At 60.1% G+C, this 11,250-nt stretch carries 15 protein-coding genes and 2 pseudogenes; 6 read left to right on the top strand and 11 right to left on the bottom strand.

Annotated elements, in window-relative coordinates:
* A pseudogene (locus tag CKO33_RS13740) lies at positions 1-188 on the top strand (hypothetical protein); the annotation flags it as partial.
* Here the strand turns inward: CKO33_RS13740 and CKO33_RS12970 are convergent.
* Together CKO33_RS12970 and CKO33_RS12965 are read right to left on the bottom strand one after the other, a co-directional pair.
* The gene (locus tag CKO33_RS12970; protein WP_200182649.1) at positions 137-451 is read right to left on the bottom strand and encodes a HigA family addiction module antitoxin; all 315 of its coding nucleotides are present in this window, start codon (positions 449-451) and stop codon (positions 137-139) included. The pseudogene CKO33_RS13740 and the gene CKO33_RS12970 sit on opposite strands and share 52 nt — an antisense overlap.
* A gap of 14 nt (positions 452-465) precedes the next feature.
* On the bottom strand, positions 466-729 hold the full coding sequence (locus CKO33_RS12965; protein WP_200182652.1) for a type II toxin-antitoxin system RelE/ParE family toxin: 264 nt from the start codon (positions 727-729) through the stop codon (positions 466-468).
* A gap of 121 nt (positions 730-850) precedes the next feature.
* On the opposite strand from CKO33_RS12965, the gene CKO33_RS12960 reads away from it, so the two are divergent.
* Positions 851-2,047 (top strand): IS4 family transposase, encoded by a 1,197-nt coding sequence (locus CKO33_RS12960; RefSeq protein WP_200182648.1) that lies wholly within the window; start codon positions 851-853, stop codon positions 2,045-2,047.
* Between the two features lie 255 nt (positions 2,048-2,302).
* On the opposite strand, the gene CKO33_RS12955 is transcribed toward CKO33_RS12960, so the two are convergent.
* The gene (locus tag CKO33_RS12955) at positions 2,303-2,533 is read right to left on the bottom strand and encodes a DUF2442 domain-containing protein (RefSeq protein ID WP_242472636.1); all 231 of its coding nucleotides are present in this window, start codon (positions 2,531-2,533) and stop codon (positions 2,303-2,305) included.
* Positions 2,534-2,558: 25 nt separating this feature from the next.
* Positions 2,559-2,810: a DUF4160 domain-containing protein gene (locus CKO33_RS12950; protein WP_200182651.1), complete on the bottom strand. Its 252-nt coding sequence runs from the start codon at positions 2,808-2,810 to the stop codon at positions 2,559-2,561.
* 218 nt (positions 2,811-3,028) lie between these two features.
* Here CKO33_RS12950 and CKO33_RS12945 point away from each other — a divergent pair, with 218 nt between their 5' ends.
* Positions 3,029-3,175 (top strand): hypothetical protein, encoded by a 147-nt coding sequence (locus tag CKO33_RS12945; RefSeq protein WP_439099449.1) that lies wholly within the window; start codon positions 3,029-3,031, stop codon positions 3,173-3,175.
* A gap of 276 nt (positions 3,176-3,451) precedes the next feature.
* On the opposite strand, the gene CKO33_RS12940 is transcribed toward CKO33_RS12945, so the two are convergent.
* From CKO33_RS12940 to CKO33_RS12925, 4 genes and pseudogenes are all read right to left on the bottom strand, one after another.
* Positions 3,452-3,967: a hypothetical protein gene (locus CKO33_RS12940; RefSeq protein ID WP_200182646.1), complete on the bottom strand. Its 516-nt coding sequence runs from the start codon at positions 3,965-3,967 to the stop codon at positions 3,452-3,454.
* A gap of 205 nt (positions 3,968-4,172) precedes the next feature.
* Positions 4,173-4,475 carry a hypothetical protein gene (locus tag CKO33_RS12935; RefSeq protein WP_200182645.1) on the bottom strand — a complete coding sequence of 101 codons (303 nt, stop codon included), beginning with the start codon at positions 4,473-4,475 and terminating at the stop codon, positions 4,173-4,175.
* Positions 4,476-4,581: 106 nt separating this feature from the next.
* A pseudogene (locus CKO33_RS12930) lies at positions 4,582-4,785 on the bottom strand (helix-turn-helix domain-containing protein); the annotation flags it as partial.
* A 115-nt stretch (positions 4,786-4,900) separates the two neighbouring features.
* The gene (locus tag CKO33_RS12925) at positions 4,901-6,067 is read right to left on the bottom strand and encodes an aldo/keto reductase (RefSeq protein WP_200182644.1); all 1,167 of its coding nucleotides are present in this window, start codon (positions 6,065-6,067) and stop codon (positions 4,901-4,903) included.
* Between the two features lie 164 nt (positions 6,068-6,231).
* On the opposite strand from CKO33_RS12925, the gene CKO33_RS12920 reads away from it, so the two are divergent.
* A complete protein-coding gene (locus CKO33_RS12920) occupies positions 6,232-6,651 on the top strand; it encodes a secondary thiamine-phosphate synthase enzyme YjbQ (RefSeq protein WP_200182650.1) in 420 nt (139 codons plus the stop codon).
* Between the two features lie 30 nt (positions 6,652-6,681).
* Here CKO33_RS12920 and CKO33_RS12915 read toward each other — a convergent pair whose 3' ends face one another.
* Positions 6,682-7,632: a dihydroorotate dehydrogenase gene (locus CKO33_RS12915; protein ID WP_200182643.1), complete on the bottom strand. Its 951-nt coding sequence runs from the start codon at positions 7,630-7,632 to the stop codon at positions 6,682-6,684.
* On the opposite strand from CKO33_RS12915, the gene CKO33_RS12910 reads away from it, so the two are divergent.
* Positions 7,631-8,095: a tRNA (cytidine(34)-2'-O)-methyltransferase gene (locus tag CKO33_RS12910; protein ID WP_200182642.1), complete on the top strand. Its 465-nt coding sequence runs from the start codon at positions 7,631-7,633 to the stop codon at positions 8,093-8,095. The two genes, CKO33_RS12915 and CKO33_RS12910, sit on opposite strands and share 2 nt — an antisense overlap.
* A 214-nt stretch (positions 8,096-8,309) precedes the next feature.
* On the opposite strand, the gene CKO33_RS12905 is transcribed toward CKO33_RS12910, so the two are convergent.
* Both CKO33_RS12905 and CKO33_RS12900 read right to left on the bottom strand, forming a co-directional pair.
* Entirely contained in the window at positions 8,310-9,155 is an 846-nt protein-coding gene (locus CKO33_RS12905; protein ID WP_200182641.1) for a DUF6544 family protein, read from the bottom strand.
* Positions 9,152-10,159 carry an Acg family FMN-binding oxidoreductase gene (locus CKO33_RS12900; protein ID WP_200182640.1) on the bottom strand — a complete coding sequence of 336 codons (1,008 nt, stop codon included), beginning with the start codon at positions 10,157-10,159 and terminating at the stop codon, positions 9,152-9,154. The genes CKO33_RS12905 and CKO33_RS12900 overlap by 4 nt, the downstream gene beginning before the upstream one ends.
* A 241-nt stretch (positions 10,160-10,400) precedes the next feature.
* Here CKO33_RS12900 and CKO33_RS12895 point away from each other — a divergent pair, with 241 nt between their 5' ends.
* A complete protein-coding gene (locus CKO33_RS12895) occupies positions 10,401-11,150 on the top strand; it encodes a CPBP family intramembrane glutamic endopeptidase (protein ID WP_200182639.1) in 750 nt (249 codons plus the stop codon).
* The last annotated feature ends 100 nt before the right edge of the window (positions 11,151-11,250 follow it).

Here is an 11,250-nt window from a genome sequence, read left to right as displayed (position 1 = left end):
ACCAGCGCCTGTATAACCATCACATCGGCCAAAAGGCGCTGGGACATCGCACCCCGGTGGAAACCCTCAAGGCCTGGCAACAGGACCGCCCCGATCTATTTCGAAAACGCGTATACAATCAGGCGAGACCTGACAGTTATGCAACGTGTAACGGTTTAATCCGATCCACTTCCTCTTTGACCGATTGAGCCACCGTCCATAGATCAACAGCGCGCTGCGCATTCAGCCAAAATTCAGGAGAGTTGCCAAATAAACGTGCGAGTCGCAGCGCCATTTCAGGACTGACAGCACGTCGTTCTCGCAACAGCTCATTAACTGATTGGCGAGAGACACCCAGAGACTCAGCCAGCCCTGCAACCGTCAGACCATAGTCTGGTAAAAAATCTTCTCTGAGCATTTCACCGGGATGAGTTGGCTTGCGCTGCATACCGGTAGTGTTAGGAATAGCCATGTTCGTCACCTTTCTCAATGGTAGTCACACACTTCGACCTCGTACGCATCACCATCTTCAAAACGAAAGCAAATACGCCACTGATCATTTATTGAAATTGCGTGCTGACCCTGTCTGTTTCCCGATAGTGGATGGAGGCGATTGCCGGGCGGCACTTTCAAGTCCTCCAGCTGTTCAGCCAGGTTAACGTATTCAAGCTTTCTGGCGGCTCTCGGTGCGACATCCGCAGGAAACCTCTTTGACGTACCTTTGGAGTACAGCTCCTGGGGTATCCCCACGTTTTCGCAGGCAGAATTCCTTGTGAAACAGTGGGATAAGAGGAGGTAGGGGTGGACATGCACCGGCAAGATCGTGATTCTTTAAGGTGACAAAGCCGAAAAAGAGCCACGAAACCAACCGATGCACGCCACCGACCTGATTCACGCAAACCTGGGGGTTGCTTGTCAATCCATTCACCGCACCCGCTTCAAGGCGCTGCTCACTGCAACGGCGGCGGCCCTGGGCGGGCAGACCACCTCGGTCGCCGGTCTTGGCCGGGCCTCTCGGCGGCAGATCACCGAAAAGGCGAGCATCAAGCAAATGGATCGGCTGGTGGGGAATCCCAGGATGCATCAAGAGGCGAGGACGGTGTATCAGGCCATGGCCCACTGGCTGTTGGGGCAGCAAGAGCGACCGGTGATTCTGGTGGATTGGTCGCCGGTGACCGTGGATGAGCGCATTCACGTGCTGCGCGCCTCGGCGCCCGTGGGCGGCCAGGGAAGGACCCTGTACCAGGAATGTCACCCTCAGGCCAAGTACGCGAATCGCCAGGTCCAGGAAGACTTTTTGAAGCACCTATCGGGGGTCTTGCCCGCCGGAGTTCGCCCGGTGATCGTCACGGACGCCGGTTTCAAAAAGCCCTGGTTTCGCGCCGTGGAGGCCTTGGGCTGGGACTGGGTGGGCCGGGCGCGAGGTCTGGTCCAGATGACCCGGCCAGGTGAGGACACCTGGCTCACGACCCGTGAGTTGGGGGGCTTGTTGGAGGAGAATCAGCCGACCTACCTGGGTGCCTTTGCCATGACTCGATACGATTCGCTGGTGTGCCCGGTGTATGGCCTGCGCAAGACTCTCCAGGGCCGCATTCATGCGAACCGCTCTGGCCAGCGGGCCCAGAGTGGCAAGAGTCGCGCACATGCGGCTGGGCAGCGGGAGCCCTGGGTCATTGCCACCTCCCTGCCGGGAGGGGCGAAGATCACCGACCGGGTGATCGCCCTCTATTCCCTGCGGATGCAGATCGAGGAGGATTTCCGGGCAAGCAAGAACGAGCATTATGGGCTTGGGGTGAATCGTTCCCGCTCCCGCTCTGCGCAACGATTCGACGTGCTGTTGCTGATCGCCGCCCTGGCCAGCTTCGCGGCCTGGTTGGTGGGCCTGGCGACAGAGCATGAGGGACGCCACCGTCAGTATCAGCCCAACACGGCCAAGCGAAGGGTGTTATCCCACTTCTTCCTAGGCTTGAAAGTGCTGCAACGAGAATCGGTCAGGATCAGTGAAGACACCTTACGCCACATCAGAGCCACGATACGGGCCGTGTTTGCCGCCGAAATCCCCGCATGATTTCGTGGGGATACATCAGCATCTGTCCCGATCCCTCGGCACCCAGACCGGGATGACCAATCACTGGCTGCAACGCCAGGGCTTGATCAGCATCCGCGATCAATGGATGAAAGCGCATGGTGACACCTGAAATCGTCGTGTACTCCCTTCTCATGAACCGCCTAGTGCGGAGCCGAATGCTAAGTGGTCACCTTCCACTGGTCGTCCCAACGCCAGCGATCAGCCGCGCGGCTTTTTTGAGTCGACTGGGGCGCATTATTGTGCACTACCTCGCCTGCATTTCTCATAGACAAACTCTGGATCAAGATCTATTCCCGAGTCCCACTCGACCGTATCAAAAGATACCCGGACACGTTTAAAAGCATTTCGATCCTTCAACCGTTGAAAAACACCGAAGTCGAGATACGGCTTCATATCGAGCGTCCCCCGCTCACCATTATCAAAAGCGACTTGCAGCGTATAGTCGTCAGAAGGAGTAACGTTCATAACTGATGGATGCATTTTCTTTACCTTACTGAAGTGGCTGAATCTTGAATGGTTCCTCACCATTCATGACCAACTTCCAATCGGCCATCAATTCGTCTTGGCGAAGCTCCGCCCATGCCAATACCAGTTTCGCTTGTTTCTTCGGAAGATTGCCTTCGATAATCTCGCATATCCGGATGTCCACCTTCGCCTTGTAATCGCCATAGTAGACGTGGAAATGTGGTGGTGGATGCTCCTTCGGCGCGAAGTACATTCGCACAATGATACCGTAAAACATCGATATTGTAGGCAACTTGATATTCCTCCGGTTACCAATCGCGGCCTTTCAAGCATAAAGCCCGCCATCACCAGTGACTGAACCGCAGCGACGCGTAGGTGTTGGCATCCGGTGCATGGCCTGGTTAGCTGTTGGATCTCGTTTGATTGTATACCGCGAGAGAAAGCTCCCCTGTTTCATGCACGGAAGTGGCGGCGGCTGTCAAGGTGCGGGGGCGGGTGGAGCACGTGTTTGCCAGTCAGGCGGCCATGGGGGGACAGCTCGTGCGGACCATCGGCCTGGCCCGGGCGCGATTGAAGATCGGCCTGAACAACATCGTGTACAACCTCCGGCGCTGGACCTACCTGCAGGGGGTGGCTGCATGAGGCGGATGAGCTATCCGGAGCCATGGTGAGGGGTGCAACCGCCTCCCCGTCCCCCCTCCTGGGTACCCGCGTAACCGCCCGGATCTGATCACCATGCTGGGTCATGAGCTATGAATCCATGATCCCGAACGGGCATGAGCGATTTGAGTACAGGGAATTTATATTGATCGAGGTTCCCTTTCAGCTTGCGTCGTAGAAACGCATAACGCCAGCCATAACCGGCCGCCAAAGCCTGGAGCGTAGCAGAATGTTTGGCGGTCCGTGTTGATGACTTTGTCATGCAATTTGCTTCTCCATGAATAGGAGTGCGACGGGTAGCGCTGAAAAAAGCGCGAATGCGACTACTCGAAGCGGCAAATCTACTTGTTCAACACGATGAAGGAAACCATCATCTTGCTCCCGCGAAGCCATTAGATGCCCCAAGTACCAGAGAGAAAAATTGAGCAGAAGAACTTGGATAGCCAAGAAAGCTGAGCCAACCCCCATCAGCCAAGTCTTCCATGCTTCAACATTCGCGGAGGCTGAAACAAGCGCCGTAGCAAGCTGACCAAACAACAAGCCAAAAGACAGCCCACCAATAGCATAGGTGTTAATCAGAACTTGGTGGGCGCTCTTTGCAATGAACTTCGATCGGGGAAACAAGAGTGCTAGTCCGACAAGAAACAAGGCCAATGTGCCAATGACGTTCCACAGATGTGGGCCTATACCCTCCGAGATAGCCGCTTCCAGATAGGAAGATGGGAGGTTTTCGCGATAGCGATCAACGAGCCAAACAATGACAAAAGAGGGCATTGCCCACCAAAGTACAACGGAGCCCCCCTCTTTTAGAGCCCGCTGAGACCACAAGGCTTCTCGGTCAAAGGGCTGAAGCTGTGCTCGTAGGTAGGATATGATCTTATGCATAACGTGACGCGTAACCGGCAGGCAAGAACTGCGTGGCTGGAGCAAAGCGGAAGCCGCACAGTTCTTGCCTGTCCGAGTTTACGCGCTTGTTGGGCTATTTGCCGTTCTTGCGATTTTTCTCAGAACTCAAGAGCTGTGAGATTCGCCCTTCAGAAAGGTCGAGCATGTCTGCGACTCTGGATTGCGCTCCCCTAGGTTCTTGCGTGGCCTCGATCTCAACTAGTTTTGAGACGTAGCGCGATTTCCCACTTCCTGTCATGCCGTGGTATACAGCGATAGCATGTTCCTTCTGCTTGGTTTTCATCTCTTGGATTTCGGTGGTTGTCGCACGAAAACCCTCAAGCATCATTGCCATCATATTTTCGAGCGGATCTGCTGCTGTGTTGCGTTTTGTCACGGGGATAACCTCAGCTGATGAACGGAGCATCAATTCTGCCCGACTGCACTGCCGATGTAAAGGCTTCATTTAGGTTGGCTAAAAAAAACCTTTAGGCGCTACTTGCCGCAGTACTACGCCGCACCCGGGTCCGTTTCTGGGCTACAGCGGCCTCATAGGGACCACCCTGGCCATTGCGGGCCAACTCCCGGCTGATCGTGCTCGGGCTCCGTCCCAGATGCCGCGCTATCGCCGCCTGCGAGTACCCCAGCCCCAAAAGCGCAGTGATCTGATATCGTTCTTCCTGGGTCAGCTGCCTGTAGTGCCTCATCGGTACGCCTGAATGGGTTTGGGGTGAGAGCCACCCATTCTACGGCGGCAGCTGACCCACCCTCTATCCGTTCAGGCGTTGCGCTTATTCTGTGAATTCAGGCTCCCCAACCACCTCACTCCCCCACCCGTTCATACATCCCCAAATAAGCCTGCCTGGCCATCACCGGCAGCCCCGCCACCGCCAGCACATCTTCCAGATTCTCCGGCGTGCTGATACCGGTCAGGCTTGTGCCCACACCCGGAGTCGATCGGTTGAACTGCAGCGCCCTCTGGGCAGGGTTTTGCAGGTCGTTCAGAGCGCGGGTGACGGTGTCCACCGACTGCGTGGCCAGGTGGCCCTTGAGCAGGGTGTGGGAGGCCATGAGGTAGAGCTGGAGCTGATGGGCGGCTTGGATGGGTGAGGCGACGTTGCCCTGGCCGGTGGCGGTGTTGAAGCGGGTGAAGCCTTCCAGCATCACCTGGTTGAAGGGCATCATCACCAGCTTGAAGTGGTGCCGGGCATTGGGGTCGCCGGTGGCGCTGCGGGCGGCGCGTTCGGCCAGGCCCATGAGCGAGGTGAGGGACAGGAACAGGGGGGCGTCGGTCTCCACGCGAAAGCCCTCGAAGCTGGAGATGCCGTAGCGGCGGATGCGGCCTTCCTGCACGGCGCGCTCGAGCATTTCGAACACGGGCTCCAGCCGCTGCAGGGTGGCCTCCTTGCCCCGTTCGGGGATGTGCACCTCGGGTTGATCCACCAGGAAGGCGTCCAGGGTCTCCACGCCCATGAGATGGCGCGAGAGTTCCAGCTGGTAGTTCAGATACTCGGGGGTGAGCAGGTGGGCGCCCTTGGCCAGGTGCTCGCGGGTGCCCAGACCCTGGGCGGTGATCTCCTGCTCGAACCACCGGGCCATGTCGGGGGGCGGGCCGCCGCGCAGGGTGAGAAAGCCCCCCTTGGAGACCAGGAACATGGCCTCCCGGGGCACGCCGGCCTCCAGGGCGGTGCGCACCCCGGCCCCCACGGCGGCCAGGGAGCGGCCGTAGCGGTAGTGGGCGCCGGTGTCGATGACGTTGATGCCGGCCCCCAGGGCCCGGGCCACGAGGGCGCCGATGCGGGCGTCCACGGCGGGGCTGGGTTCGCCGCCGAAGCTGCCCACGCCCAGGCTGGACAGGCGCAGGTGCTCCCGGGGGAAATCGCTGTAGTGCCCTTCGGCCACCCGGCCGGCCCGCTGATGGGCCTCGGCGTAGGCCTGGGTGGCGGCGCGGGTGGCAGCGCCGGGGATGAGAGGATTTCCTTCGCGCACGGGGTTCCCGGTCCATGGACGTGGCTTGGCAGCAGGTCTATCAAAGCATACCCTTCACCAGGACAACACCCCCGGGGCCGGTGGCGCGGCTCGGGCGGGCCATCGGCCCCCATCTGCGCGACAACCCCGACCGCGATCCGCGGCCCCAGCATGAGTGCATCGCCATGGACATCTTCCAGCAGCTGATCCGCATCGAACCCGGCGGCCGCGGTCCCCGGGAGATCACCCGCCAGGTGGCCGGGATCGTCTCCGCCTCCGGCATGGGCACGGGGCTGTGCCACTGTTTCTGCCGCCACACCAGCGCCTCGCTCACCATCACGGAGAACGCCGACCCCACGGTGCTGGAGGACCTGGAAGGCCACATGGGCCGCAGCGTGCCCGATGGCGATCCCCACTACGCCCACGCCATGGAGGGGCCCGATGACATGTCCGCCCATATCCGCAGCGTGCTCACCGGCGCGGGCCTCACCGTCCCCTTCTCCGACGGCCGCCTGGCCCTGGGCACCTGGCAGGGCATCTTCCTCTGGGAGCACCGCACGGGTCGGCATGAGCGCCAGGTGGTGGTCACCTGCCTGGGGCGGTGAAGGGGTGGGGCCGGGCCCTGGGGGGCGTCCTCAGCCGTTGAGCTCCAGGGCGCCGGTGAGCTGGGAGACCCGCTCGAATCCGTGGCGCGCCATGTAGTCGGCGATGCCCCGGTTGATGCGCCCGCACACCAGGGGGTCGTAGAACAGCCCGGTGCCCAGGCCCACCGCCGTGGCCCCCGCCAGCAGGAACTCAATGGCGTCCTCCGGGCCGGTGACGCCCCCCTGGCCGATGATGGGGATGCCGTGGGGCCGGGCCACCTGATACACCTGATGCACCCGCAGCAGGGCCACGGGCTTGATGGCGGGCCCCGAGAGCCCCCCCTGGTTGTTGCCCAGCACCGGGCGGCGGCGCTCCACGTCGATGGCCATGCCCATGAGGGTGTTGATGGCCGAAAGGGCGTCGGTGCCCGCCTCGATGCAGCGCCGGGCGCTCTCGGCGATATCCGTCTGGTTGGGGGAGAGCTTGGTGATCAGGGGCTTGCGCGTCGCGCGGCGGCAGGCCTCCACCACCCGGGCGGACATGTCCGGGTCGTTGCCGAAGGCCACCCCGCCCTCCTTCACGTTGGGGCAGGAGATGTTGATCTCGATGGCGTCCACGGGGGAGTCGTCGAAGCGCTCGGTGACGCGGATGTACTCCTCGATGGTGGAGCCGGAGACATTGGCGATGAAGCGGGTCTCGTCGAAATCCAGCTGCGGCAGGATGGCATCCACCACGTGGTCCACGCCGGGGTTCTGCAGGCCGATGGCATTGAGCATGCCGTGGGGGGTCTCATAGATGCGGTGGGGCCGGTTGCCGGGGCGCGCATCGCCGGTGGTCCCCTTGAGGCAGACCGCTCCCACCTGCCGGTTGGAGAAGCCCGCCACGCGGGTATACTCCTCGCCGAAACCGACGCAGCCGGAGAGCAGCACCAGGGGGGAGGCGAAGGAAAGCCCGCAGAAATCCACGGCCAGCGCCTGCGTGTGAGGGGTATCGAGTGGCATGTTTCACATTGTCCTGTATCAACCGGAGATCCCGCCCAATACCGGCAACGTCATGCGCCTGGCGGCCAACACGGGCTGCCGGCTGCACCTGATCCATCCGCTGGGATTTACCCTGGACGACGCGCGCCTGCGCCGCGCCGGGCTGGACTACCGGGATCTTTCGTCGGTGACGGAGTATGACAGCCTGGCGGCCTTCTCGGAAGCCGTGGCCCCGGCGCGCATGCTGGCCCTGACCACCCGGGGCGGTCATGACCTGGACGCCTGCGTGTTCACCCCCGGCGACGCCCTGCTCTTCGGCCCGGAGACCCGGGGCCTTCCGGACGACGTGCTGGCGCACATCCCCCCGGAACAGCGCCTGCGCATCCCCATGGTCCCCGGCAGCCGCAGCATCAACCTCTCCAACGCCGTGGCGGTGACGGTCTACGAGGCCTGGCGCCAGTGCGGCTACCGGGGCCGGGCCTGATGCACCGTCAGCGGCCGCCCACGCTGGCGTCGGGTGCTCAGCGCGCAAGGGTCGCCGCGGCGATCCCGTCCAGTGCCTTGCGCAGATCCGGCACCACCGCACAGCCCGGGACCCCGCCATGATCGCCTGAGCCGAGACCAGGCAGCCGGACCGTGAGGGAACAGCCGGTGAGCCGATCAGTAAAACATCCGAAAAGATCGATCCAGTGAACCGATCACTGGGTTCGCACCTGGGGATAGTCGACAGCAGTCACATCCGCCACGGAAAAGGGGAAGTATTGATCCGTGCCGAAATGATGACCGGCCTCCACGTGGGTAGGCATACGAAAGCCGCCGAACGAACGGAATTCGGAGAGATATCCGCCAAAGGGTTGCAGCCGATACTGGTTCTCGGGGTTGGCATGACTCCACCGTTCGAACCGAACCTCCATTGGCTGGCCATCCGGCGCCACCTTCAGGTCAACGGACAGAGACAGACCCCGATGCTGAACGGTGACTCGGGCACAGTCGGCATGAAGGCCCTCCCAGACGATGCCTGGCCCGGGCAATAGCGACGCAGGCGACCAGAACACGGCTTCAGCCACATACCGGCCAAACGCGGAACGCGCGTGGTCCAAATCCCCACCCATGCGGGCAACTGGCAGCAGCCCCATCAGCCAGAACCGCGTCCAACGCTGGCTGTCAGAACCGGATACCCTCATCAGACCTCGGCGGGCACGCATCTTCCAGACGAACCCCTCAGGCATTGCAAGTATCTGGGTCGCCGAGAAATCCAGATAGTTTGGATTGTCCCTGTCCCCCATACCAAAACGGCCGTTCATGGTGATCCTGGCAACCTTGTAGAGAGGCGTGCCTGGCTCAATCATATACAGGAAATAGCGGCGTGCCGGCTCCGGCAAATCCTCCACCAAGGCAACGTCGAAGGATGGGGGGTGCACTGGTTGACGGGCCGCCAGCCCATGCATCGCCTTACGGTCATCCAGGTGGTCCAGTATACGCCAGCCCAAAAGGATCCCCCCCGCCAGGACAAGTGCCACAAGCACAACAGCGACAGGGTTCATCCGATCACATCCTCAACAGGCCGCCTGAGAGAACGTGGCATTTCCGGCCCATGGCCAATCCTCATCACCAGATCCGGCCGGCGGTTTCCAATCCTCAGAAAGCGAGCAAACTCGGGGCGCAGGGAAGCCACCTCCACTGGCTGATTGATAAAAGCCGTCTTCAACCCCAACGCCGCGGCCTGTAACGCCAGATGCTGACAGCATCGGCCTGCCGTGATCCAGTGTGCTTTATCGTCCGCATCAGAAAACACCACGGCAATGGCCGACGAACTCAAAATATGACGATAGTCTTTTTCATTCTGCTTTTCCGCTGAAAGCCCGAATCGCATCACCAGTTTCCCGAGCCAGCGGGGGACATTTGGCCTTCCCATAACCGGACCATACAAACCATCGCCCGTCTTCACTGCCTCCCGAAGGTTAAAACGAATCCATGATTTCAATTCCTGGGACCAAGCAGGATCGCTGAATTGAGCACGATTACCTTTGGCTACATAGGCTGCCACCTGCTCCTTCTGCTCTTTTTCAGTCAGGATCATGACAGCAACCCCTTCCCCCTGCCCGGCTTCCTCCAATTGCTGTAACTGCTCAGAAGAAAGCGGCTCTCCATCGTATCCAACCCGACTGCAGTGTCGCTTGAGGATCGCTTCAAATAACGGCGACCGAACAGACCCCGTTTCCTCGAAATCTATCTGCACACCCGAGGTCGATTCGTCGTAGCCGCATCGGCCCTGCAACCCAAAATACTTGCTCGCCAATAGCAGATTCTCCGCCGCACAGCCTAGACTTGCATACAGATGATGATCGTCGGGATCAACTTCCGGACAACGACGGGAAAAATCCGGGAGAATCTGGATCCGGTTTGGTTTCAGTCTGAAAATCCATGGCTGGGTATTGTGGCTCGATGCAGCCAGCGTCGCATAATGCACCAGCACCGAATAGTCAGGATTGGCTTTGTTAAACGCCTTATGACACCAGATATCGCCAACTTTGTCTGAGTACTTCATCTCGAACCCTCTTCAGGCTCTTTGAGGCGATTGGATAAGCGGCATCCCTCTATCAGCCGGGAATTTTGGTGCCTGATCAAAAACGGGGCCACCCAAAACCGTTGACACCCACACACCCAAAAGGGTATTGACATAAGATCCACGAATCCCCTTTTCAGGATCAGGCGTCCACCGGCCTATTATTCGCTCCGCTCTTAATCCGGATGATCCCGCTACCGACGGGATGTGGAGGAATCAGATTATGTCGTCTCCAAAGAGGGACATCAGAGGGAATGCCATTCCGCTCTGGGCCATAGTACCGTTTCTTCTTCTGACCTTCGCGATCGCTTGGGGCATCCTGGGTGCATTCATCCTGTTGCCCGGGATGATGACCCGCCTGTTCGGCGAGATAACCGGCCAACATCCCTTGTTCTATCTGGCCGTCTGGGCACCTGCCCTCTCCGCATTCATCGTGGTATTCCGGTTTACCGGCCTGGAGGGTTTGCGCGAGTACCTCAGCCGTTTCCTAATCTGGCGATGCTCCTGGGTCTGGTATGCGTTCCTGCTGTTCGGCGTCCCCCTGGTATTCTTTGCGGCAGCGCTTCTAAAAGATGATATATACGAGATCGCCTTTCCCTTTACCTCGGCACAATCCTTCCTCCTCGCACTTGCACTCATCGCCATCAAAGGCCCCATCGAGGAATTCGGGTGGCGTGGGCTGGCGCTTCCGCTGCTCCAGCGCAGTATGGCACCGATCTGGGCTGCACTGATCCTTGGCATCATCTGGGGGGTCTGGCACACACCCGCCTTCCTGCTCAGCGGAACCGAGCAGAGTGCCTGGGCATTTCTACCTTTCTTCACCGGCACCATCGCCCTGAGCGTTATCGTCACACCACTATTCAATGACGCTCGGGGGAGTATACTCCTGCCCGCGCTTTTCCATTTCATACTGATCAATCCGGCCTGGCCGGATGCCCAACCCTACGATACCTACCTGTTGGGTCTCGCTTGATTGTATACCGCATGATAAGGCCCCCCTGTTTCATGCGCGGGAGTGGTTGAGTATTGTGGCCGATGATCCAACGCAGGACTGACCTCATGGCGAGTACCAT

Origin of the sequence: Ectothiorhodospira mobilis (genome assembly GCF_016584115.1) — a bacterium.
Taxonomy (GTDB): domain Bacteria; phylum Pseudomonadota; class Gammaproteobacteria; order Ectothiorhodospirales; family Ectothiorhodospiraceae; genus Ectothiorhodospira; species Ectothiorhodospira mobilis.
Note: the sequence above shows the minus strand (reverse complement) of the source record. Positions and strands in the feature narration are given on the sequence as shown.